This is a genomic window from Vreelandella lionensis (assembly GCF_002087295.1).
Lineage (GTDB): Bacteria > Pseudomonadota > Gammaproteobacteria > Pseudomonadales > Halomonadaceae > Vreelandella > Vreelandella lionensis.
Window position 1 is genome coordinate 98,603 of sequence record NZ_MWVI01000074.1, and the last position, 23,590, is coordinate 122,192.

At 58.9% G+C, this 23,590-nt stretch carries 16 protein-coding genes and 8 pseudogenes; 11 read left to right on the plus strand and 13 right to left on the minus strand.

Going from position 1 to position 23,590, the window contains the following annotated elements:
- Positions 1–13: 13 nt before the first annotated feature.
- Both B4967_RS10585 and B4967_RS10590 read right to left on the minus strand, forming a co-directional pair.
- Complete coding sequence (locus tag B4967_RS10585; protein WP_083025134.1) at positions 14–496, minus strand: PRC-barrel domain-containing protein; 483 nt, start codon at positions 494–496, stop codon at positions 14–16.
- 101 nt (positions 497–597) lie between these two features.
- A pseudogene (locus tag B4967_RS10590) lies at positions 598–797 on the minus strand (CsbD family protein).
- 519 nt (positions 798–1,316) lie between these two features.
- Here B4967_RS10590 and B4967_RS10595 point away from each other — a divergent pair.
- A pseudogene (locus B4967_RS10595) lies at positions 1,317–3,030 on the plus strand (DEAD/DEAH box helicase).
- A gap of 141 nt (positions 3,031–3,171) precedes the next feature.
- Positions 3,172–3,861, plus strand: coding sequence for a deoxyribonuclease V (nfi, locus tag B4967_RS10600; RefSeq protein ID WP_083025137.1), 690 nt, complete (start codon positions 3,172–3,174; stop codon positions 3,859–3,861).
- Here nfi and B4967_RS10605 read toward each other — a convergent pair.
- A complete protein-coding gene (locus B4967_RS10605; protein WP_243470517.1) occupies positions 3,858–4,523 on the minus strand; it encodes a glutamine amidotransferase in 666 nt (221 codons plus the stop codon). The two genes, nfi and B4967_RS10605, sit on opposite strands and share 4 nt — an antisense overlap.
- A 157-nt stretch (positions 4,524–4,680) precedes the next feature.
- On the opposite strand from B4967_RS10605, the gene tpx reads away from it, so the two are divergent.
- The gene (gene tpx / locus B4967_RS10610) at positions 4,681–5,184 is read left to right on the plus strand and encodes a thiol peroxidase (protein WP_054645311.1); all 504 of its coding nucleotides are present in this window, start codon (positions 4,681–4,683) and stop codon (positions 5,182–5,184) included.
- Here the strand turns inward: tpx and B4967_RS10615 are convergent.
- Positions 5,174–5,857, minus strand: coding sequence for a gamma-glutamyl-gamma-aminobutyrate hydrolase family protein (locus B4967_RS10615; RefSeq protein ID WP_083025139.1), 684 nt, complete (start codon positions 5,855–5,857; stop codon positions 5,174–5,176). The two genes, tpx and B4967_RS10615, sit on opposite strands and share 11 nt — an antisense overlap.
- A gap of 47 nt (positions 5,858–5,904) precedes the next feature.
- A pseudogene (locus tag B4967_RS10620) lies at positions 5,905–6,913 on the minus strand (amidoligase family protein).
- Between the two features lie 126 nt (positions 6,914–7,039).
- Here B4967_RS10620 and B4967_RS10625 point away from each other — a divergent pair.
- A pseudogene (locus tag B4967_RS10625) lies at positions 7,040–9,467 on the plus strand (mechanosensitive ion channel domain-containing protein).
- Here the strand turns inward: B4967_RS10625 and B4967_RS10630 are convergent.
- A complete protein-coding gene (locus tag B4967_RS10630; RefSeq protein WP_083025141.1) occupies positions 9,384–9,815 on the minus strand; it encodes a hypothetical protein in 432 nt (143 codons plus the stop codon). The pseudogene B4967_RS10625 and the gene B4967_RS10630 sit on opposite strands and share 84 nt — an antisense overlap.
- A 32-nt stretch (positions 9,816–9,847) precedes the next feature.
- Positions 9,848–10,840, minus strand: coding sequence for a DnaJ domain-containing protein (locus B4967_RS10635; RefSeq protein ID WP_083025143.1), 993 nt, complete (start codon positions 10,838–10,840; stop codon positions 9,848–9,850).
- 111 nt (positions 10,841–10,951) lie between these two features.
- Here B4967_RS10635 and B4967_RS10640 point away from each other — a divergent pair, with 111 nt between their 5' ends.
- Both B4967_RS10640 and B4967_RS10645 read left to right on the plus strand, forming a co-directional pair.
- Positions 10,952–12,382: a hypothetical protein gene (locus B4967_RS10640; RefSeq protein ID WP_083025144.1), complete on the plus strand. Its 1,431-nt coding sequence runs from the start codon at positions 10,952–10,954 to the stop codon at positions 12,380–12,382.
- Positions 12,383–12,520: 138 nt separating this feature from the next.
- Positions 12,521–13,210 carry a CBS domain-containing protein gene (locus tag B4967_RS10645; RefSeq protein WP_083025146.1) on the plus strand — a complete coding sequence of 230 codons (690 nt, stop codon included), beginning with the start codon at positions 12,521–12,523 and terminating at the stop codon, positions 13,208–13,210.
- A 117-nt stretch (positions 13,211–13,327) separates the two neighbouring features.
- Here B4967_RS10645 and B4967_RS10650 read toward each other — a convergent pair.
- Positions 13,328–14,454, minus strand: a pseudogene (locus B4967_RS10650) (aminotransferase class V-fold PLP-dependent enzyme).
- A gap of 239 nt (positions 14,455–14,693) precedes the next feature.
- Here B4967_RS10650 and B4967_RS10655 point away from each other — a divergent pair.
- The 5 genes from B4967_RS10655 (at position 14,694) to B4967_RS10670 (ending at position 18,913) form a co-directional block, all read left to right on the plus strand.
- Complete coding sequence (locus tag B4967_RS10655; protein WP_083025148.1) at positions 14,694–15,473, plus strand: ThuA domain-containing protein; 780 nt, start codon at positions 14,694–14,696, stop codon at positions 15,471–15,473.
- Positions 15,470–16,165, plus strand: coding sequence for a Gfo/Idh/MocA family protein (locus B4967_RS10660; protein WP_243470518.1), 696 nt, complete (start codon positions 15,470–15,472; stop codon positions 16,163–16,165). The genes B4967_RS10655 and B4967_RS10660 overlap by 4 nt, the downstream gene beginning before the upstream one ends.
- The gene (locus tag B4967_RS19470; RefSeq protein ID WP_243470519.1) at positions 16,165–16,518 is read left to right on the plus strand and encodes a Gfo/Idh/MocA family oxidoreductase; all 354 of its coding nucleotides are present in this window, start codon (positions 16,165–16,167) and stop codon (positions 16,516–16,518) included. The genes B4967_RS10660 and B4967_RS19470 overlap by 1 nt, the downstream gene beginning before the upstream one ends.
- Positions 16,519–16,582: 64 nt before the next feature.
- On the plus strand, positions 16,583–17,845 hold the full coding sequence (locus B4967_RS10665) for an ABC transporter substrate-binding protein (RefSeq protein ID WP_083025149.1): 1,263 nt from the start codon (positions 16,583–16,585) through the stop codon (positions 17,843–17,845).
- Positions 17,846–17,929: 84 nt separating this feature from the next.
- Positions 17,930–18,913: a LacI family DNA-binding transcriptional regulator gene (locus B4967_RS10670; protein ID WP_083025151.1), complete on the plus strand. Its 984-nt coding sequence runs from the start codon at positions 17,930–17,932 to the stop codon at positions 18,911–18,913.
- Between the two features lie 7 nt (positions 18,914–18,920).
- Here B4967_RS10670 and cdd read toward each other — a convergent pair.
- The 5 genes and pseudogenes from cdd to deoC form a co-directional block, all read right to left on the minus strand.
- Positions 18,921–19,316: pseudogene (cdd, locus tag B4967_RS10675) on the minus strand (cytidine deaminase); the annotation flags it as partial.
- 37 nt (positions 19,317–19,353) lie between these two features.
- Positions 19,354–20,078: pseudogene (gene deoD / locus B4967_RS10680) on the minus strand (purine-nucleoside phosphorylase).
- A 93-nt stretch (positions 20,079–20,171) separates the two neighbouring features.
- A pseudogene (locus tag B4967_RS10685) lies at positions 20,172–21,416 on the minus strand (phosphopentomutase).
- A complete protein-coding gene (deoA, locus tag B4967_RS10690) occupies positions 21,416–22,768 on the minus strand; it encodes a thymidine phosphorylase (protein ID WP_083025153.1) in 1,353 nt (450 codons plus the stop codon). Before deoA ends, B4967_RS10685 begins: the two are co-directional and overlap by 1 nt.
- Positions 22,769–23,575: a deoxyribose-phosphate aldolase gene (deoC, locus tag B4967_RS10695; RefSeq protein ID WP_083025154.1), complete on the minus strand. Its 807-nt coding sequence runs from the start codon at positions 23,573–23,575 to the stop codon at positions 22,769–22,771.
- Between the last annotated feature and the right edge of the window lie 15 nt (positions 23,576–23,590).

A 23,590-nucleotide genomic window follows, 5' to 3' on the forward strand; every position in this document is an offset into this window, starting at 1 on the left:
GCAAACAAACGTGTTACTCGTTGGCATCTACTGCTTCACGAGTAGACTGCCAAGCGCTCTGTGCACCTTCTTTAGTGGTTTGCCAAGCATCGCGTGCGTTCGCTTTGGTTTGTTCCCACCAGTCGCGATCATACGTTGGGAATGACTCCACTTCTTCAGATGTAGCTTCCAACATGATGCGATGCTCAGTGTCGCCATCGTTTTCAGTATGCGTCTCAAGCGTAAATTGGTCAGTGTTCACTACAATTTCGCGTCCGCCTAAGCCAAGTACAGCGCCACTCTCGATTACGAGGGCTGAAATACGCATCTCTTCGTCAAACAAAATGTCATCGACTTCGCCAATCTCTTCGCCTGACCCATTGGCAAAGAACACTTCTGCATCAAGGATATCATCGGCAGAGTACATACCCTGCGGCTCTGTTTGCGCCTGAACATTAAAGGCCATACCGCCAAGCAGTGCCGTTGTAATTGCAGTCGTGAGGATTGATTTACGCATAGCTTCTCTCCATGTGGCTATAAAAGTAGCGTTTTAACGCTAAGAATGACGGGGGGTCGCTTTAGCTGCCGAGCATCGTATGCGAGCAGAGGGTGGTGACCTTAGATCCCGTTCGCCCAATCATCAGCGCGGCGCTCCCGCCTCTTCGCGTTCCAGGCCATATTTCTGCTGTAGCTTACCCAACTAGTTGATCTTTCTTGCCGCCAATTTGCGACAACTCATCATCTGTCAGTTCGCCCCAGCTAGCGCTAGCTTTACCCTTCATTTCAGTCCATCTGCCTTCAATCTGATCCCAGTTCATGTGCATCACTCCTTGAAGTTTGTGAACGTCATCAGGCACCTCTCAGGTTAGACGACCTATACACAAGTGCAAGCTCGGGTATTGATATGGGTTAAATTAAAAAGGCTGGTCAGAACCTATCGGCAGTGTTAGGATGCGCCCTCCTCGCATGTGTTGACCCCTCCATCATGACGATAAACGTTCTTCGCTGTCGCTGAGCCTCAATAGCCACGCTAAGCAGAAACGTTTGCGGGAACATCTCACCAGTTGCAGATGTTCATTGCTGTGAAGATGGCGCGCCTCCAGCATTTCACCAAACGGGTGAAATCGGCGCAGAAGGTCGCCACAGCGGTTGGCCCGCAAGTGCGGTGTTGCCAACCGAATGCTAGGTGCGACCGGCGTCTCCGACTCCACTGATGACGATATCCGCTATGCGGACCCTTGTTCTTTTGTTGCGCACCGTTACGCGCAGCATGAAACAGAGTCAGAGACGCTTACGATGTTTTTTGCCGGTACAGCCGGCCTACCAAGGTGTGATTAATGACCTCGACTTCTGTCGCCTCGCCGAGCTTCGGCGATCTGGCTCTTTTGCCTGCCGTTCTGTCTGCTGTTGAAGCACAGGGCTATGAAATTCCTTCGCCTATTCAGGCGCAGACGATTCCTGCGTTGCTGGAAGGCCGCGATATGCTGGGCCAAGCACAAACCGGTACCGGCAAAACTGCTGCCTTCGCACTGCCGCTGCTGTCGCGTCTCGATATGCAGCGCCGCGAGCCTCAAGTACTGGTGCTTGCACATACCCGCGAACTTGCTCAGCAGGTCGCTGTTTCCTTTAGTAAATATGGTCAAAACCTGCAGGGCTTAGAAGTTGCTACCCTGTGCGGTGGTCAAGAGTACCGTGAGCAGTTAGGCGCGCTGAAGCGTGGAGCCCAAGTGGTAGTGGGCACGCCGGGCCGCGTGATTGATCACCTGGGATCGTGGCAGCCTGAAGCTAGATGGCCTGTCTGCGCTGGTGCTGGACGAAGCCGACGAAATGCTGCGCATGGGCTTTATCGACGACGTAAAACGCGTGGTTGCCGATACCCCGAAAGATGCTCAGCGTGTGTTCTTCTCTGCGACGCTGCCGACTGAAATTGAGCGCATTGTTAACCGTTATTTGGTTAACCCGGTGAAGGTGGCGATTGAGTCGCGCACTACCACGGGGGAAAACATCGAACAGCGCATTGTTCGCGTTGACGGTGGCGCTAAGCTGGAAGCCGTGGCACGTATTCTTGAAGTCGAGCCGGTCGATGCCGCGATCGTCTTCGTACGTACCCGGGCTGCCTGTACCACACTGGTAGAGCAGCTAACGGCCCGTGGCGTGAACGCTGCTGGCCTGTCGGGTGACCTGGATCAGAGCCTGCGTGAGCGTACCATTACCCGCTTGAAGCGTGGCAAAGTGGACGTGCTGATTGCGACTGACGTTGCAGCCCGTGGTCTTGACGTTCCGCGTATCACGCACGTCATCTACTACGACCTGCCGCAAGATGCTGAAGCCTACACCCACCGTATCGGTCGTACCGGTCGTGCGGGCCGTAGCGGCATCGCGATTACTTTCGCAGGCTTCCGTGAAGGCCGTAAAGTGGGCTGGATGGAACAGGCAACCGGTCAGAAAATGACTGAAATGCCACTGCCTGACGAAGCCGCTATTCGTGCCCACCGTGATGAAGTTTTCCATCATCGCGTGGTTGCCGCGCTGACAAAAGGTGCAGAAGAGCAGCGCGCACTGGTCGAGCGTTTGGTGGAAGAGGGTCACGATGCCGTTGAGCTAGCCTGCGCGTTTGCCGCCATGGCCCGCGCCGACGAAGCGCCGATTGGTCGCCTTCAGGCACCGCGTAAAGAGAAGCCCATGCGCGATGGCGCACCGGGCAAGCCGGGCGGTGCTCGTCGCGAGCTCTGCAGCGCGCCCAGCGAAGGCATGACCCGCTACCGTGTTTCCGTTGGCCATAAAGACGGTGTGAAGCCGGGTCAACTGGTCGGCGCGCTGGCGAACGAAGGCGGCATTGAAGGCGCGCGTATCGGTCGTATCGATATTCGCAACGCTTTCTCGGTCGTTGAACTGCCTAGCGGTCTGCCTTCCACGATTCTAGCGAAAATGGCTCGTGCCCGTGTGGCCGGTCGCCCGCTGGAAATCAGCGAAGACCGTGCGCCTGAGCGTGCACCGCGCCGCCGCCGTGACGATGGTGACGCGCCGGTTCGCCGCCGCGAACGTGCGTAACTCAGTCTTGGGCGCTTAACATCGCCTAACGCTTGAGTCACGTCGATCCCCCTATGCCACTGGCCTCGTGCCAACTGGCGTAGGGGGATTTTTTTTGGCTACGCTATACGTACCTCACTTTGATAGTCACAAGGAGCATGCATGGACGCTGCGCTACACGAATGGAGCCTGTCACCCAAACAGGCGATTGCGCTGCAGTCACAACTCGCCCAGCAGTTAGAGAGCCGTGACCGCATCAACCCGGCGACGTATATCGCGGGGGTAGACATTGGCTTTGAAGAGGGCGGGGCGGTGACGCGGGCGGCAGTGGTGGTGTTGCAGTGGTTGCCAGAAGAGGCTCCGCATCTACCGGTGGTCGAGCAAGTGGTGCATCGCGAACCCACACGCATGCCCTATATTCCAGGGCTACTCTCCTTTCGCGAAATCCCCGCTGCGCTAGGTGCGTTTGCCAAGCTCAAGACTCAGCCACAGCTGGTGATGGTCGATGGCCAAGGCATCGCCCACCCCAGGCGGCTAGGGGTCGCGGCACATCTAGGGCTTTGGCTTGATCTACCTACCATCGGTATCGCCAAGTCACGGTTGACTGGTAAGCATGCAGAGGTTGGTGAAGCGCGGGGCGATTGGGTACCGCTCATGGCCGGGCAAGAGGTGATTGGTGCCGTACTACGCTCGCGGGCGAACGTAAAGCCGGTATTCGTCTCGCCGGGGCATCGGCTTTCGCTGGATACCTCCCTTGAGTGGGTAATGCGCTGCCTGGGCCCAACCAAGCTGCCTGAGCCGACCCGCTTGGCAGATCGGCTGGCATCGCGGCGAGATCAAAAGAAGCGTTAAATAAAGTCGATAAAAAGCTGCAGCAGGCTGGTCGCTTCTGGCGTCTCGCTAATCTCATTGAGTAGCTGGTCTGGGTTGTCACCCTGGTCACGCAGGGCTGCGCGCTGGCGCTCAATGTAGGCGCGCATGACGGGCGGTGAAAACTCAGGGTGAAACTGCGCGCGCCATTGGCGCGGCCCGTAGGGTAGCGCTTGGGGGGCGTCGTGGCAGTTGTGGGCCAGAATAGTAGCGCCATGAGGAAGCTGCATCACCGACTGAGCGTGGGTGAGGTGAGCAGGAAAGGGCCCGGGTAGTTGGCTAAAGAGCGGGTCTTGCTGGCCTGCCTGCGTTAAGCGGACCGTCCGAGTGCCCGATTCTCGGCCAGCGGGGTGATAGTCGCTAATACCGCCAAACGCCGCCGCCATTAGCTGATGGCCATAACAAACGCCCAGCAGCGGCAGGTTATCGGCCAGTGCTTGCTGCAGCCAGGGTTTTAGCGCCTCGCTCCAGGAGGGCTGCTCGCTCACCATGCTGTGAGAACCGGTAATCACGGCACCTGCAATGTCCTCGGGAGGCGTCGCCGTCAGCCGCGCATCCCACACCTTTAGCGTTAACTGCTCGGGTAACGCATCGTTCAGCCGCCGGATAAACAGCTGCTCAAAATCACCGTGTTGGTCGACCACTTCAGGGAAGGCTTACCCGGTTTTAATAATGACTAAAGAGGCCATGGCATTCTCGTTATCGTGTCGCGGCGGTGGAAAGATAGCCGAATCAGGTCATTACGCTGTAAGCTGAAACGTCTTGTTTAATTACCGTTTTACCATACATTAGGAGCTTGATATGCAACAGATTACTCGTGCAGGGCAGCCGATAGATGTAGCAGGTACTCTACCTGTCGTTGGGCAAGCTGCCCCGGCGATGACGCTGACCAACAGCGACCTGGAAGATGTCACGCTGGACACCTACCAAGGCAAACGTAAAGTGTTGAACATTATACCCAGTGTGGACACGCCCACCTGTGCGATGTCTACCCGGCGGTTTAATGAGCTGGCCTCCAGCCTGCAAGATACCGTTGTACTGGTAGTCTCGGCTGACCTGCCGTTCGCCGCCAAGCGCTTCTGCGGAGCCGAAGGGCTGGATAACGTTGAGACGCTCTCCACCTTCCGCCATCGGGAGTTCCAGGAAGCCTGGGGCGTGGCGCTGTGTAACAACAGCATGGAAGGGCTGTGTGCCCGCGCGGTCGTCGTACTGGATGCGGACAACCGCGTGCTACATAGCGAGCTGGTAAGCGAGCTGAAAGACGAGCCGGATTACGAAGCGGCTCTCGCGGTGCTCAACGGCTAATTCGTTCGCGCCCTTGTTGGGCAGCCCCCACCAGCGCGCTAATCAAGCGCTGCTGGGGGCGGTTGAAAATCAGCCACTCGGGGTGCCACTGTACACCAATCAGAAAGTCGTGAGCTTCGGACTCGATCCCCTGTACCAGTCCATCTCTGTCTCTCGCGACGATTTTAATGCCTTTTCCCGCCTGGTTAACGGCCTGGTGATGTAGGCTATTCACACGGCACCAAGTCACTCCCAGCAGTTGATACAGTTGGCTGTCTCCGGCGATATCCACCGTTTTACGCGGCAGCACGGTGCGACGCCGCTTCAACCCTTCATGGGTCGTATAAATATCGGGGTCCAGCGTGCCGCCCAAATGTACGTTAATTAACTGAGCGCCCCGGCAGATGCCAAGCACCGGCGTGTTTTGCGGAATGAACCGATTCAACAAGCTCAATTCTAACTCGTCCCGGGCGGGGTCCAAGCGCACGTCGAGCTGGACTTCGCCGCCGTACAGTTGCGCTTGAATATCATCGCCGCCGCCGATGATCAGCCCATCCAGGTGCTCGGGCATAGGGCGAGAGGGCGACAGACGTAGCGGTTTGCCGCCGTGACGCCATACGGCAAACCAGTCAAAGCACCAGGCAAGCTGGCTTTTACGATCCGAGGTGGTAATTCCGATGAGTGGTCGAGGCATGCAGGCGGCGTCTCGTCTTTCCAGTAGGGTGAAGGGGGAGCGTCGTTTTAAGAAGCGCTAAATGGCCTCAGTAGCTTAGTTTTTAAGCGGGCCCACCATGGCTTGCTATGCTCGTCGATGTACTCATCGCAGCGCGCCCGCAATACTTGGTCGTCAGCAGCCAGCTTCTCTACCTCTACCCAGCGGTTCCACTCCACCACTGACCCCCAGCCCGGCTGAGAGAGCTGCGCGTTAGGTAAGCGGTAGTGAAAGGTCGGGCGCGGTTTGGTGAGCTCGCCATGCAGCAGCTCGTGGGGGTGGTCGGGGCGCAAATAGGCAAACAGCGGGAGCAGATCCAACTCCCGATTACGAGTCGGGTTATAGTGTAAATAGTCGTCGATAAAGGTATCTAGATCCGGTTGGTAGCGGACGTCCAGCACCTTCAGGGCATACTCTTTGTGAAACGGGTTGGCGTGAGGCAGCACTTCGCGGGTGATATCCACCTTAATTTCTTCACGCAGCCAATTGGCCAGCAGCAGGTAGGCGCGCATCATGGCGAGCAGGTACTCCACCTCCTGGCTTTCCACCTCAGGGTTCAGGTGTAGTCCAAAACCATAGAGCAGGCTGGCATCGGTGCCTTTTGGCGCCTTTTTCCCGCAGCGTTTCAAAGAGCGTATCGAGTGTTTCTAGCTCGTCCCAAGGAATAGGCGGGCAGACGATTTCGGTGGGCACCAAGCCGGTCACCATATCGCCGATCAGCTCGCGGGTTTTTTGGTGAAACTCTACTCGCCGCTGGTGCTGCTGGCGCGCCCATTCACTGTCGCTTTCATGGTGCTCTTCCAGCAGTGCTTTATCAGGGTGGGCGTATTGGGTATCCAGCTCAATGCCAAACTCTCCCCAACGTGTGCCTTCCACCTGTAGCCGATGAGGGCTGACCACGTTAAGCTCCCCACCAAATAGCGTGCGCACCAGCTCAGCCGTCTCGCGGGGCGGTAGCCCGGCAAACTCGATTTCAACGCCGACGCAGCGTGTTTGGCCATCTTTATTTACGCGTTTGGGTGGGGCTTGCAGCGTCATCTCGGTATCCTTGAGAGGAACGTTTGAAGGGTCAGCCTATCATAGTCACGCGTTGAGGCTGAGCGTAATCAACGAAGTAAATGTTAATCACCGGTACCTGTGGCCGGTCTATGTCGGGAGTGACGTGTGCGACAGCACTGGATAACCAAAATCATCGTAGGCGTAGTGCTCAGCATGCTGCTCAGCGCGGCGGCACTGGCGCAGAGTGTTTCCTTGCCTAACCTGACGGGTGGCGACTCGTCGGAACAGGCCGAGGTAAGTAACGAAGATTTTCAGCGCTCGCTTAGCGATGTGATCTCCATGCTCGAAAACGAGCAGCAGCGTACTGCGCTACTTGAGTCGCTGCGGGAGCTTCAGGTAAGCACCGATGCGGCCGAAGACGAGGGCGTGGTAAGGCAAGGCCTGCTAGGTGCACTGGCCGATACGCTAACCGACATTGGCGAACAGGCCCAGGCTGGTGATTCACCGATTGACGAGTGGTCACGCCAGCTAGTGCAGGGGGCGGATGACTTACGCGCTTTAAATGATGGCGCTGACCAAGGGGAGGCCATTCGCGCGGTGGCCGACGGCGCCGTGCTGGCCTTTGTATGGAGCGCGCTGTTGGTAGTGATGATTGCCTTTGGCCGCTTAGTCGCCACGCGTCGCCACTGGCCGTTGGATCTTCCCCGCGACCCCAAAGCGTGGCTACTGGCGGTGCACTTTTTACGTCGCATGCTGCCGTGGACGCTGGCGTTTGCCATTACGCTCGGTATTGGTCAAATCCTGCCTTACAGCCCAGGGCGTGCCGTGGTGCTGGTGGTGGCATATATCTGCCTATGTGGCCGCGCGCTCTCGGTAGTGTTTGAGACCGTGATCGCCTTCTTCAGTCGGGGCCATCGCTTCCCCGCGGTGCAGGTGCTACAGCATAAAGCGCTGCGTGGCCTGTTTGTGATTGGCGCGTTGATTGCTCTGGGCGATGCGGTGAACTCCACGCGCTTAGTAGAACTACTAGGCGCAGAGCTTTCCGGCTTGGTATCGGTGCTGGCGAACATGCTGGCAGCACTGCTATCGGCGCGCTTTATCTTTAAGTTTCAGCGCCCTATACGCCATCTGATTTGCAACCGGCCTTACAAGCAGCGCCGGGATGCCAGCGCCGCTGTTGAGATGATTCGTGCCCTGGGCGGGCTTTGGCATATCCCCGCGCTATTGATGGTGGGCGGCTCGCTGCTGGCGATTTTTATTACCGTGGGCGATGTGGGCACGGCCCTGGCACGCTCGATTGTCTCTGCCAGCCTGCTGGTATTAACGCTAGTGGTCACTGGGCTGTTGCGTCGGCAATCAGAGCGGCTTAATAAACGCCGTCATCGCCGCCGTTTTAGCCAGTACCGCAAGCGCTTAGAGCGCTTTGGCTTTGTGCTGGCGCATATCTGCGCGTGGATGGTGTTTGCCGAGCTCTCCATGCAGGTATGGGGAGGGTCGCTGTTTGGGCTGGGGCAGCAGGCCGTGGCGAGCGCCCGGATCGGGCAAGCGCTGGTGAGCCTTGGTGCTACGATTTTGCTGGCCTGGCTGGTATGGATTTTTGCCGATACGGCCATTCAGCGGGCGTTGACGTCGTCGGCTCGCTCCCGCGGGCGGCGCGTGAACCAGGCGCGGGCGCAAACCATTACGCCGATGATTCGCAACGTGATTTTTGTCGCTATTTTGATCATCGCGGTGATTGCGGGGCTAGCCAACCTTGGGGTGAACGTCACGCCACTGCTGGCGGGTGCCGGTGTGATCGGTCTGGCGATTGGTTTTGGTGCCCAAACCCTGGTGCAGGATTTAATCACCGGGTATTTTTATTCTGATTGAAGACTCGTTGGCGGTGGATGACTTTGTGCAAATCAACGGCCATATGGGCACAGTAGAAGGGTTAACACTGCGCACGGTGCGGCTGAGAGACCTGGATGGCGTGGTGCATATCATCACCTTTAGCCGCATTGAGTCGATCCACAATATGTCCCGCCAGTTCGGCATTGCCCTGATGCGTATTCGTATTCCGTTCGATATGAAAATCGACGATGCGATTACCCTCATGCAGGAGACCGCCCAGGAGCTGCGTAAAGACCCGATGATGCGCCACTATATTTGGTCGCCGCTGGAGATGCAGGGCGTGCAGGGCTTTGAAGAGGGCTGCCCGATTTTGCGGATGCGCTTTCGCACCGCGCCGGAAATGCAGTGGGATGTTTCCCGCGCCTTCAATCTGCTGCTGAAGCAGCGCATGGAAGCACAAGAGATCGATCTGGGCGTACCGCGTTTGAGTGTCAGCATGGAGGCACGCTCAGAGTCGCGTATGGAAGACACCTCCGGCACCGATTTAAGCATGGAGCGGGGCGAGGAGAGCAGCGCTTCTGCACAGGACGAGGCGCATAAAAAGCCTGCGCCGCCGAAGCCCGCACCGCGGCCCACCCAGGCAGAAATACGCCAGGATGAGCGGGAGCGCAACGGTGCTTCAGCCCATGCCAAGCCCCAGGCTCAAGGCAAACCCCAAAGCGAGGCCTATGCCCGCCCCCACGGTGAAAACGGAGATGAGTAACCAAGGCCCGCGCAGGCGACGCCAGCGGTTATAGAGCGAGACCGCGTGGCTGACGCGGTCGACTAGCTCATCGTGGCGGGAGATCGCGTTATCCGGCGGCAGCGAAAAATCATTGGCCACATCGCCCTGCCAGTGGGCGCCATGGGTTAGGCCCAACCGGGCGCGCAGGCGCCCAATGTCGCTCAGCGTGTGGTGAAGAGTATCGTAGGTTTCCCTGTGTGGGGCAACGGCGAGCACTGACGTGGCATCCTGGCGTAGCGCGCTGTTCGGGCAGCGGGCCACGGCACTGTTGATCTGATGGTCGTTCGCGTCAGGCGACAGAGCGAGGCGTTGATACAGGTCACGCATAATCCAGGTGATCACTCCCCAAGTGGTAACGGTTAATAGGTTTGCATCAGGTAATCATAGGCATTTTTGATACGTTGAAAACGTGCCGACGCCAGCGCTACCTGATGCTCACTTTCGGAATAGAAACGGTCAGGGTGGTGGAGTTGGGCCATGCGCCGATACGCCCGGCGCACGTCAGTTTTGCTCGCGCCGGGGGTTAACCCCAGCACGGCCAGGGCGCGGGTGGTGCGGTCAGGCGGTGGAGGGCTGCTGCGCTGATAGTGGCGTCGCCGAGCTTCTTCCTGGCGCGCCTGCTCTTGCCGGGCCTGCTCCTGACGCGCTTGCTCGGCTCTGGCTCTCTCTGCTCTGGCCTGTTCGGCGCTGGACTGCTCCGCCCGCGCTTTGGCACGGCGGGCGTCCTCTTTTTGCTGCTTTTTTTCCTGCTGTTTCTGCTTCTTTTCCTGCTGTTTATCCGCTTTGGCCCGCTGCTGCTGTTCAGCCTGTTCTTGCGATGCCTTCTCGCGTTGGGCGGCGTCGGCCTCTTCTTGCGCCTTCTGGGCGTAATAAGCCGGGTCGTGGGTTTGCCAATAGGCGTCTCGGCTTGGGTCTTCTGGTGGGCGCAAGGGCTGGCCGGTCAGCTCTTGAAAAAGCGTGCCCAAGGTGGCTGGAGCTACGTTTAGCAAATCGGCTAAAAAACGCAGGATATAATGATTGGCAAGCGAGATATCACCGTCGTCTGTCGCGACAGTAATCGCCTGGTGCATCACACTCAGGCTACGCTCTTTAGAGCACTCTTTGCGCACTACCTCGGCGGCGAGCTGGATGGCGTGCAGGTCTTGGCTGTGGGCAATGCTCATCACCGGCCCTAGTTCATGCCCGTGGCGAAACTGCGCCGTCACCTGGGCCAAACGGCGACGCCGCTGGCCTTCCGAGACGTGCTGGCGGTGCACCAGCACCCAGCCCAGCAGTAGCAGTGTAGCCGTATCCACTTGGCTGCGGCTTTTGAGCAGCAGCAGCTCAAAGGGTGAAAAACGGGCGATGGACATTCCCTAGCTCCAAGGCGAAGTAGTAAACCGTAGCCTCTGTTTAGCAGACCACTATGGCGAATTAACCATGGTATATCATCGTGTTTGGCAATGAAGTAGGAGATTAGTGAGGTGATCAACGTTGAGCGTAAAAATAGTTTCCAGCTACGCCTGTCGCGGCGGCTAAAAGAAGAAACGTCGCATACGCTCGATGTGTATCTGTTTGTGCCCAAAGAGCTGGGGTTAAGCCCCCAAGTCATCTCCGAAGAGGCATTTTACCACGGTGCGATTAGCGTCTCGCGCACCTACTACAGCGATGAATACCATCTGCCGCTGGTCCATAGCCGACTGGCCAGCCGTAACCAGTTGGGCAGCGACTCTTACCGCCTCAGCCTCAGCCTTTACGCCTATCAATACGTGGGTGCATTGGAGCGCACCACGCAACAACTGCTTTCTGATGCCCGTAAACTGCGTCGGGAGCCAGGCGATGACCCCTCCGCTTGGCAAGAGAAAGCCGACGCGCTGAGCGAGCAGCTCGCCGAGATGAGCGATCTCAGTGACGGCATATTAAAACGCCTACGGCGCAATCCGCCCAGTGACGAGCGGCTGTACAAATACTTTGCCAATATTGACAACTACCTCTCCTGGTTTACCGAACAGCAGCTATTAGCCCTAGTCGCGCATATGCCACGGGGCGGGCCGTTTAGTGATATCAAGCGGCGCTTTATTAACATTTGCCAGCGCGAAGGGGAGTACCGTCAGGCCCAGGAGTACAACGCTGAACGGGTCATGGAAGATCCGACTCGCATGTCGAATAAAATGCGCCTGCTGCGGCGCCTGATTGAGCAACCGATCACCCTCAAGCAGCGTGCCCTGGAGCTGGGTAGCGGCGAACAAAAGGCGGTCAAAGCGCTGGCCACGGCGGTGGTGATGGCGTTTGTGTCGCTGGGTGTTCTGCAGCTACGCAACGCCCTAGGGGATATTACCGCACTGTTTGTACTGGCCATGGCGCTGCTCTATGCGCTGCGGGAAGTTTTCAAAGACGATCTGCGTAACACCCTATGGCGCTGGCTGCGTCGCGGCCGTCCCAAGTGGCGTCGCCAATACATCGACCCCACCCGAAACGCCCTGGTGGGGCGGCAGCTTGAGTGGTTCGACTACAAGCGCTACTCTGCTCTGGATAGCGATATTCAGCAGATGCGGCGGCGCACCGTGGCCCAGCGTGACGAGGTGGTGATGCACTACCGCTCCAGCTCACGTATGTCGCCGACGCGCTTTCTCAGTGGTTATGAACACACCCGCGAAACGCTGCATATCGACCTCTCGATGCTGACCCGCCTAATGAGCAAAGAGAAACATCACATCTACCGTTTAAAAGAGGGCCAATCAGTGCGGGAGAGTGTTGAGCGGCGCCACCTGTTCAACCTAGTGATACGTGAAACCGGCAGCGAGGACACGCCCTATCTTGCCCGTTGGAAGGTCGTGGTCAGCCGTTCTGGCATCGTCGCGGTGGAAAGAGTCGCGGAGAGCAGCGCTGAACAAAATGGCAATAAACTGCGTTAGATCAAAATAGTCTCAACGCGCGGGCTTAGATACTTAGCTGGTATGGGTAAATTTTCTGCAGCGAACTAGTCTCAAAGAATAGGCAGGTGAGCCTTGAAAAGAGGGCTGACTCAAGGGCTGGGCGCAAGGAGGATAACCATGCAAGCTATCGATATCATGACACCCAAAGTGGTAAGTGTAGGGCCCGATACTGAAGTGCGTGACATTGCACAACTGTTGCTCAAACACCGGATCAGTGCGGTTCCCGTGGTAGATGATGAGCACCGGGTGGTTGGGATTGTCAGCGAAGGCGATTTGATGCGTCGGGTAAAAGATGACAGCGAGCATGGCCACTCGTGGTGGTTGACGCTGTTCAGCGGCGGCAAGGATGCTGGCGACTATGTTAAGTCTCATGGTCGTAAAGCCCATGAAGTGATGACCCCGAACCCCATGACCGTTGAAGAGAACACGCCGCTACATACCATTGCCCGGCTGTTAGAAAAGCACCACATTAAGCGCGTGCCGGTTGTGCGTGAAGGCAGGTTAGTGGGCATCGTCAGCCGCGCCAATTTGCTGCAAGGTATTGCCAACGCAGTGGTCGCATCAACGCAGTCGCCTACGGATGACCGCCAGATACGGGAGGCCATTCTGAATGAGGTGGAGCACCACACAGGCGTGCAAACTGCAGGCATCAGTGTGATTGTGGATGGCGGCGTGGTGGCCGTCTGGGGGTTGGTTGAATCCCTTGAGCAGAAACAGGCGGTGACGGTGGCTGCTGAGAACGTGCCGGGCGTTACCCGAGTTGAAAACCACCTGGGCATGATGCCTCGGGGTGTGGGGTATATATAGTCTTTGACAGCGCCTTTCCTGTGGTCTGAATACTCCTCTCGTAACCAGACCAATAGTGTTGAGGGAGTCGTTGATCGTGCCCGCTATGCAGCTATGCACTAGCGGGCATTTTCTACCTTATGAGACTGCCTTGATTGCTTGTTCCAGGCTCTCCACGCTGCGCTCCGTATGGTGCAGCTTATCCAGCCCAAACAGGCCTATGCGGAAAGTTTGGAAGTTGTCGCCCTCATCGCACATCAGCGGTACACCGCCTGCCACTTGCACGCCCGCCTGGGCAAGCTTGCCCACCAGGCCGCTATCCTCGCTATAGCACACCACTACGCCGGGTGCTTCAAAGCCTGGTGCAGCAACGCTTATAAATCCGTGGCGTTTCAGCATGGCGCGTACTTCACGTCCAATCGCCTGCTGCTCCTCTTTAACTTTGGCAAAACCGTAGTCGCGTGTCTCTTGCATGATATCGCGCAGTGTTCGCAAGGCATCTGTGGGCATAGTGGCATGATAAGCGTGCCCACCGTTCTCATAGGCCTGCATGATGCTATGCCACTTGCTCAGGTCACAGGCGAAGCTATTGCTCTGGGTCTCGTTCAAGCGCTGGGTGGCACGCTCTGAGAGCATCACCATGGCGCAGCAGGGGGACCCACTCCATCCTTTCTGCGGCGCACTCACTACCACATCAATGCCCAGTGCCTGCATATCTACCCATAGGGTACCAGCAGCAATGGCATCCAATACGAACAGGCCACCTACCGCGTGAGTTGCCTGCGCTAGCGCCTGAATATAGTCATCTGGAAGCAGCAAGCCTGCGGAGGTTTCGACCTGAGGCGCAAATACTACTGCGGGTTGCTCGCTGTGAATTCGCGCAACGGCCTCGTCAATGGGCACTGGCTGAAAGGAGGAGTGTGGCTCAACGGCATTCAGGCGTCGTGCTTTAAGTACGGTGTGCTGTTCAGTTAAGCGACCCATTTCAATAATTTGCGTCCAGCGATAGCCTAAACCAGCCGTTGCGGATGACCAGCGTTTTCTGGTCAAGAAGCAAACTGACGCGCCACTGCTTCCATACCAAAGGTGCCGCTACCGGGCACGATGACCGCCGCGTGTGCGTTATACACCTCTTTCAACGTGGCAGAAATATCGCGCATCACCGTTTGAAACTGTTGTGACATGTGATTCAAGGAGCGGTCCGTGTAGACCACTGAGTACTCAAGCAAGCCGTCGGGATCGACGTTGGGCAGTAAACCAGCCATGGCGTTCTCCTACTGTTAGAACAGTTAGTTATTCACTCTAAAGCGCGTGTTTACGTCTCAGAATACGGATAACCTCGCCGCGATGCCAATAGTGTTCATCACCAGGATATACGCATAGATATGACTAAAGTTGCATTTTAGTAAACGTTTACGTGTTGGCCGTAAACGTTTACTTTAACGCTTGAGGCTCTAATTAATGCCCTTTTGATTCAACTGCCAGAGCTGTATGAGGAGAACAGATGACCCTTAACGTCACCGTGTGGGGCGAAAACGTCCACGAGCAAACCAACGAGGTGGTAGCACGCATTTACCCAACCGGCATGCACCAGTGCATCGCCGACGGTTTGAATGAGTCAGAGGCGCTGTCCGCCACCGCCGTCACGCTGCAAGACCCAGAACAAGGGCTCAGCGAGGAGACACTGGAGAATACCGACGTGCTGCTATGGTGGGGCCACGCTGCCCACGTCGACGTGCTGGAAGAGACCGTTGATCGGGTGCAAAAACGCGTGCTGCAGGGCATGGGCTTGATCGTGCTGCACTCCGGCCACTACTCCAAAATCTTCAAACGGCTGATGGGGACTACCTGCTCGCTGAAATGGCGAGAAGCCGGTGAGCGTGAGCGCCTTTGGGTCGTTAATCCTGGCCACCCCATCGTGCAGGGCCTAGGGGATTATCTGGAGCTGCCCCATACCGAAATGTACGGCGAGCCATTTGCGGTACCTAACCCGGACGAAGTGATCTTTATCAGCGCCTTTGAAGGCGGTGAAGTGTTTCGCTCCGGCCTGACCTACAAGCGTGGCAACGGCAAGATTTTCTACTTCCGACCCGGCCATGAAACCTATCCGATCTACTACGACGAGCAGGTGAATCGGGTGCTCAAAAATGCCGTTGTCTGGGCACAGCCGGAAGGCTCACGCTGGATCGATAGCTGTCCCAACGTGCCCGCCGACCAGGCGCCCAACCCGGTCGAAATCAAAGGTGAAAGCCTGCATAAACCCGGCGAGGAGGGCTTCAAATGATCCGTTTAGCAATTATTGGCGCCGGCAGCATGGCGGGCGAACACGCCAAGCACTATGGCCGCATCGAAGGCGTTGAGGTCGTGGCCGTTTGCGACCGAGACTATCCTAAAGCCCAAGCGTTTGCCGAGCGCCACGGCATTGCTGACGTGTATCAAGACCTGGACGCCATGTTGGCCCGGGACGATATCCACGCGGTGAGCAACGTCACTCCGGATGGCGTACACAAGGTCACGTCGCTGGCTGCCATTGCCGCAGGTAAACACATTCTGTGTGAAAAGCCCCTAGCCACCAACGCCGAGGATGCCCATGAGATGGCCGCCGCCGCCCAGGCCGCCAACGTCACCAACATGGTCAACCTGAGCTACCGGGACGCCCCCGCCATTCAGCACGCCCGCGCGCTGATTACCGGCGGCGCGATTGGTACCGTGCGCCATGTAGACGCCAGCTACCGCCAAAGCTGGCTGGTGAGCAATGCCTGGGGCCGCTGGGACCAAGAAAGCCAGTGGCTATGGCGGCTCTCGGAAGCGCACGGCAGCAAAGGGGTGCTAGGCGATGTGGGCGTGCATATCGTCGATTTCGCCAGCTTCCCGGTGGGCGATATCACTCGGGTGAACTGCGAGCTGACCTGCTTCGATAAAGCGCCGGATAACCGCATTGGCGACTACGTGCTGACGCCAACGACACCGCGCTGATGCGCGTGCGCTTTGCCAACGGCGCCATGGGTACTATCCAAGCGACCCGTTGGGCCACCGGCCACCACAACTCGCTAACGCTGAGCGTTCACGGTGATAAAGGCGCGATTCGTGTGGATCTGGATGCCTCTAAAGACGACGTACAGGTATGCCTGAACGACGATGTGCATCCAGCCCGCTGGAGCACCGTTAAAGCGCCGCCCACGCCCAGCATTTATCAGCGCTTTATCGAGAGCATTCGCACGGGGGAGAACGACCAGCCCGATTTTGCCCGCGGTGCGGCCATTCAAACCGTGCTGGACGCCTGCTTTGTTTCCAGTTTGGAGGACCGCAGCCTGGCGATTGCCAGCTAACGAGACCGTTTAATTACGCATCTTCTAAACGCAAGACACCCAATAACAAGATGAGGACTCCACGATGCGCCAACCACTGAAAACATCGCTGCTAATGCTGACCCTGCTGCCCACGACGCTGCCTGCGATGGCCGCCGAGATCACCGTTGCCTGTGGCGACGGTGGGGCGGCGGATTTCTGCCCGGAGCTATCGCAGCGCTGGGCCGAGGCCAACGGCCATCAGGTCAATATCGTCACCACGCCCGCTTCGCCCACCGAAAAGCTCTCGCTTTATCAACAGCTGTTGGGCAGCCAATCGCAGGATGTTGATGTGCTGATGGTGGATATCGTCTGGCCGGGCCTGCTGGCAGAGCACTTGGTGGATTTGCACGATTACTTGCCGGAAGGCGCAGCAGAAGGATTTATTCCCTCGCTGATGGAGAAACACACCGTGCATGGCAAGCTGGTCGCGCTGCCGTGGTTTACCGATGCCGGACTGCTTTACTACCGCCACGACCTGCTTGAGCAGTACGGCGCTGACGTGCCGCAGACGTGGCAAGCGCTGACCGACACCGCCCGACGCATTCAAAACGCCGAGCGGGAAGCGGGTAACGAGCGCATGCATGGTTTCGTCTTTCAAGGGCGCGCTTACGAAGGGCTGACCACCAACGCGCTGGAGTGGGTGGCGAGCTACGGCGGCGGTACGTTCGTGGATGCCGGGGGGCAGGTCACGGTGAACAACCCCCAGGCGGTGGAAGCCCTGGCGCTAGCGGCTTCTTGGGTGGGGGATATCAGTCCAGAAGGTGTGCGTAACTACATGGAAGAGCAGGCTCGCGGCGTTTTCCAGGCGGGCAACGCGGTGTTTATGCGTAACTGGCCCTACGCGTGGTCGCTGGGCCAAGCGGACGGCACGCCGATCCAGAACAAGTTCAGCGTAGCGCCGCTGCCCAGCGGGCCAGAAGGGCAGTCGGTGGCAACGCTAGGCGGTTGGAACTGGGCGGTTTCCCGTTACTCGGATGAGCCGCAGGCGGCCGCTGACCTGGTGGCTTATCTCACCGCTGAAGCGCAGCAAAAAGCCCACGCCATCGAGTTTGGCCGCAACCCCACGCGCCCAGCGCTCTATGAAGATGAAGACGTGCTGGCCGCTCAGCCGTTTATCGGTGAGCTGTATGAGACGGTGATGAACGGCGTGCCGCGCCCGGCCAGCATTACCGGCGATGCCTATCCGCGGGTCTCCAACGCGATCTTCAACCGCGTGCACGATGCGCTGTCCGGCAGTATCACGCCGGAGCAGGCGGTGCAGCAGTTGGATAGCGAATTGGCGAGACTGGGACGGCGTGGCTGGTAGCGCGAGCGACGTTAGCGTCCGTGCATTCAGCGATTTTCGGCCCCGCTTTTTGTACAATCAGGGCCCGACTGGCTGAGGCATGGCATGAAACAGAACAAACCGAGCGCGCAAACCGCCACCATTCGTGAAATTGCCCGGCGCGCCGAGGTATCGATTGCCTCGGTAAGCCGGGCGCTGAACGGCAAGCCGGGGATCAGCGACGCGCTGCGCGACAAGATTCTCACCATCAGCCGCGAAGTAGCCTATCAGCCCAGCGCGGCGGCGCGGCAGCTCATCAGCGGCAAAGCCGCCGTCGTAGGAATCTCCCTTGGGCGGCAGGATATCGAACTGCGCCCTTACTATAGTCTGCTCTATCAGCACTTAACCGTCGCGCTGCACCAGCAGGGCATGGTGCCGATCTTTTTCCACCATGACCAAACCCATGAGCTGCCCGAACGGGCGGGCGCGGCGATTTTGTTAGGGGAAACGGGAGAGGATGAGCGCCCAGGCGTACTGCGTGCGGCGGGCATACCGTTTGTGCGCATTGGCAATGCGGGGGAAGGCTTTTCGGTGGCTCCGGACGATGTCTCGGGGCTATACCAGATCACTCAGCATCTGATTCAACAAGGGCGAACGCGGATTGCCTTCGTGGGCGGAGAGTTGGACGTACCGCGCCCCCACAGCCGCCTTTCCGGTTACCAGCAAGCGATGGCAGAGGCAGCGCTAAGCGAGCAGCTACTGAGCCTGCCCCATCGGTTTACTTCCGACTCCCTGACCAGCTACCGCTACCTTAACCGTATTCTCAACCATTACGATCCACTACCGTTCGATGCGCTGGTCTGCGCCACCGACGAGCTGGCGCTCGGCTGTGTCGCCGCGCTCGAAGATCGCGATATTCGCGTACCTGAAGACGTGGCCGTTACCGGCTTTGATGACCTGCCCACCTTGGCCACGGGTTTAACTACGGTGCGCCAGGATATTGCGGCCATTGCGGCGATGAGTGTTGAGCTATTGAGCGAAGCGCTGGCGGGAAAAGCGCCCCGGCACGTGTCGCTGCCGGTGGCGCTGGTGTTGCGAGAAACCTCTTAACGGCTTGCAACTGCTCTGGGCCGAAGGCATCGGGCAGCAGGCTGTCCATGGTGTAGGTTTTTAGCACGTCACCCTGCTTGGAGAGCACCATGATTTGCGTGCTGGGGGTGGCGAACTCGCGAATGCGCTGGCGGCAGTCGCCGCAGGGCGTGCAGAGATGCTCGCCAGGACCCATCACGTACACCTTGGCAAGTTCGCGCTGGCCAGCGGTAATCATGGCAGAGATGGCCGAGGCTTCGGCGCATAGCCCTTTGTAGTGGGCCACTTCCACGTTACTACCGGCAAACTGCTGTCCATCCGGGCACTCCATGACGGCAGCGACCGGGTGGTTGGAGTAGGGCGCGTAGGCGTTGCCCAGGGTGGTCAACAGCGTGTCTACCAATGCCTGATCCGCTTGGCTCATGGCGTTATCCTCTCAGTGTGCGCTTGATTCCAAGCGATTAAGCGTTGGCAGCGTCGTCGCGCAGAACGGTGTCGAGCGCAATCACCATCATGTCGTTGAAGGTGGTTTGACGGTCGGCGCTGGAGAGCGAGTCGCCTTTCAGAATGGGTCAGACACGGTGCAGATGGTCAGTGCGCGGGCACCGAACTCGGCTGCCACGCCGTACAGGCCAGCGGCTTCCATCTCAACGCCGACGATGCCGTAGCGCTTCATCAGCTCAGCCATATCGGTTTGCGGGTTGTAGAACAGGTCCGCAGAGAAGATGTTGCCGACTTTGACCGGCACGTTCTGCGCTTTGGCGGCCGCAACGGCGTGGCTGGTCAGCTCGAAATCGGCGATGGCAGCGAAGTCGTGGTCGTTGAAGCGCATGCGGTTCACTTTGGAGTCGGTGCAGGCGCCCATGCCAATCACCACGTCGCGCACGTTGACATCGTCGCGTACCGCGCCGCAGGAGCCGACGCGAATGATCGACTTCACGCCGTAATCGGTAATCAGCTCTTTGGCGTAAATGGAGACGGAAGGGATGCCCATACCGTGGCCCATTACGGAAATCTCGCGGCCTTTGTAGGTGCCGGTGTAGCCGAACATGCTGCGCACGTCGTTCACTTGGCGCACGTTCTCCAGGTACGTATCCGCGATGTACTTGGCGCGCAGCGGGTCGCCGGGCATCAGTACGGTATCGGCGAAATCGCCCTTCTCGGCATTGATATGTGGGGTAGCCATGGAACACTCCTCTCTAAAAAATGTTTGGCCTGAATAACCCAATCAGTGGCATTCAGGCCGTGCACATCAGCGTGCTAGTGGGGTTGTCGGCCTTTACGCCGCGTTCGGTAAAAAGCTCTCGCCATCGGCCATGGCGTCTACGGCGAAGAACGCCGCAAGGGTTTGGCCAATGTCGGCGAAGGTGCCGCGCTCGCCCAGCGGGCCGGGGGCGACACCTGCGCCGCGTACCATGATCGGCACGTATTCGCGGGTGTGCTCGGTGCCTTCCCAACTAGGGTCGCAGCCGTGGTCGGCGGTGAGCAGCAGCAGGTCGTCGTCGTTGAGGGCGGCGAGCAGCTCCGGCAGGCGAGCATCGAAGTGCTCCAGCGCGGCAGCGTAGCCCGGAACGTCCCGGCGGTGGCCATAGACCGAATCGAAATCCACGAAGTTGGTCATGATCATGGTCGGGCGGTCGCTGGTTTCGTTGGCGGTGCGCGCCACTTCAGCCAGGGTGGCTTCCATCAGCGCGTCGTGGCCGCTGGCTTTGACCTTGTGGGTAATGCCGCAGTGGGCGTAGATGTCGGCGATCTTGCCAATCGACACCACTTCACCACCGGCGTCGGCGAGCTTTTGCAGCACGGTGGGGCTGGGCGGCTCAACGCTGTAGTCGCGGCGGTTGCCGGTGCGGGCAAAGCTTTTGCGGTCGTCGCCGGTAAACGGGCGGGCGATCACACGGCCAATGTTGTAGGGCTCCAGCAGTTAGCGAACGGTTTCGCACAGCTTGTAGAGGCGCTCTAGGTCAAAGTGCTCTTCGTGGGCGGCAATCTGGAACACGGAGTCCGCCGAGGTGTACACGATGGGTTTGCCGGTGGCGATATGTTCTTCGCCCAGGCGGGCAATGATTTCGGTGCCCGAGGCGTGGCAGTTGCCGATTACGCCGGGCAGGTCTGCCTGCTCGACGATGCTGTCCAACAGCACTTGAGGAAAACTATCGGTTTTGTCACTGAAGTAACCCCAGTCGAAGCGCACTGGCACACCGGCAATTTCCCAGTGGCCGGAAGGGGTGTCTTTCCCGCTGGAGATCTCTTTGGCGTGGGCGTAAGCGCCGTTCAACTGCTCGGGCAGGCTGACGCCTTCCGCCACGCTACCGGTGGCATCCCGGTGGGCGTGGAACAGGCCGAGCGCGGCCATATTGGGGAGCTAGAACGGGCCGGAACGCTCGGCGGTATCTGCTTCGCCCCGGGCGCAAGCAGCGGCGATGTGGCCTAGGGTGTCGGCACCCTGGTCGCCAAAGGTCGCGGCATCAGGCGCGCTACCGATTCCAAAAGAGTCGAGTACTAAGACAACGGCACGGCGCATTAGGCTTCTCCTCGGAAGGTCTCTTGCAGCAGTGTGTCGGCGGTGGCTTCAGCGTCACCGATGGTGACCGCCGCACGTAGCTGGGCGGCGGCGCGGGCGGCGGCCTCTTCGGTGCGGGCGTGAACAATAGCCAGCGGACGCTGGCTATCCACATGGTCGCCGATCTCGACGATATCGCTAAAGCCAACGCTGTGATCGACGCTGGCGTCGTTACGCAGGCGGCCACCGCCCAGTTCCACCACGCTCATGCCCACGGCGCGGGTATCGAAGCGCTGGACGATGCCGCTCTGTTCGGGGTACACCGCTTGAATCACCGGGGCGAGGGCCAGGTAGCTGTCCGAGCGCTCCATAAAGTCGGCAGGGCCGCCCAGTTCGCGCACCATGCGGGCGAAGACTTCCGCCGCCGCGCCAGAGGTGAGCGCTTTATCCAACTTGGTGAGGGCTTCTTCGCGGCTGGCGACGAGTTTGCCTACAATCAGCATCTCAACGGCGAGTTCACGAGTGACCTGCATCACGCGGCTGTTGGAGCGCTCGCCGCGCAGTAGCGCCAGGGTTTCGACGATTTCTACCGCGTGACCGGCACAGGGGGCCAGCGGCTGGCTCATATCGGTGAGCAGCGCGGTGGTGGGAGTGCCCGCTTGGGTCGCGACGTTGGCGATACTTTTCGCCAGCACGCGGGATTTTTCCGGGGTGGGCATGAACGCGCCGCTGCCGACCTTAACGTCCATCACCAGAGCATCCAGGCCAGAGGCTAGCTTTTTACCCAGGATGGAAGCGGTAATCAGCGGAATGGATTCCACGGTGGCGGTCACGTCGCGCACGCCGTAGATGCGTTTATCCGCAGGGGCGAGGTTGCCGGTTTGGCCGATGATCGCCACGCCGGTGGATTTTACGACATCGCTGAAGCGCTCGGGCGCGGGGTAGGGGTCGTAGCCGGGGATTGATTCCAGCTTATCCAGCGTGCCGCGGGTGTGGCCCAGGCCGCGGCCAGAAATCATCGGCACAAACGCGCCGCAGGCGGCGACCCAGGGGCCGAGCACCAGCGATACCAAGTCACCCACGCCGCCAGTGGAGTGTTTGTCTACAATCGGGCCGGGCAGGTTGAGCGAATCCCACTGCATAACGTGGCCAGAGTCCCGCGTGGCGGTGGTCAGTGCCACGACTTCTTCGCGGCTCATGCCGTTTAAAAACACCGACATGGTGAAGGCGCCAATCTGCGCGTCGCTGATGCGGTCGTCGGCGATGCCCTCTACGCAGGCTTTGATCTCTTCAGCGGGCAGCGGCTGGCCGTCGCGCTTCAGGCGAATCAGTTCTTGGGGGAGCAGGGAGTGGTGAGAAGCGTTAGACGGCATTTAGTAGCCTCCATTCGTCACGGCATCAGCATTGCCGTTTAGCGTGTTCAATAAGTTATTTAGCAGGCTGGATGCACCGAACCGGAAGTGATCGGGCGTCACCCACTGCGGGCCCATAATGTCAGCGGCCAGCGCGAGGTACTCGGCGGCGTCTTCAGCGCTGCGTACGCCACCTGCGGCTTTGAAGCCAACGTCTTTGCCGCTGGCTTTGATCGCCTTGAGCATAATCTCGGCGGCTTCCAGGGTAGCGTTCACCGGCACTTTGCCAGTGGAGGTCTTGATGAAGTCCGCGCCACCTTCAATGGCCAGCTCGCTAGCGCGTTGGATAAGCGCAGGCTCTTTGAGTTCGCCAGATTCAATGATGACTTTTAGCTGGGCTTGTCCGCCGCAGGCGGCTTTACACATTTCTACCAGCTCGCGGCCGGTCTCTTCGTCGCCTGCCATTAGCGCGCGGTAGGGGAACACTACGTCGACTTCGTGAGCGCCAGACGCCACGGCTTCGCGGGTTTCACGGGCAGCGCCCATGATGTCGTCGCCGCCGTGGGGGAAGTTGGTCACGGTAGCGATTTTGACCTGACCATCCAGCTTGTGGGCGCTAAGCGCGCGGGCAGCGGTGACGATGAACTGCGGATAAACGCAAACCGCCGCCGGGTTGCCGAACGGCGTCTTCACCTGCTGGCACAGCGATTCGATCACGCTGTCGGTGTCGCTGTCGTTCAGGCTGGTCAAATCCATCAGCGTCAACGCTTGGCGAGCGGCTTGGGTGAGTTGAGCTTGAGTGAACTGGGGGGAGGCAGTCGCGTTCATGAAATTCTCGCAAAT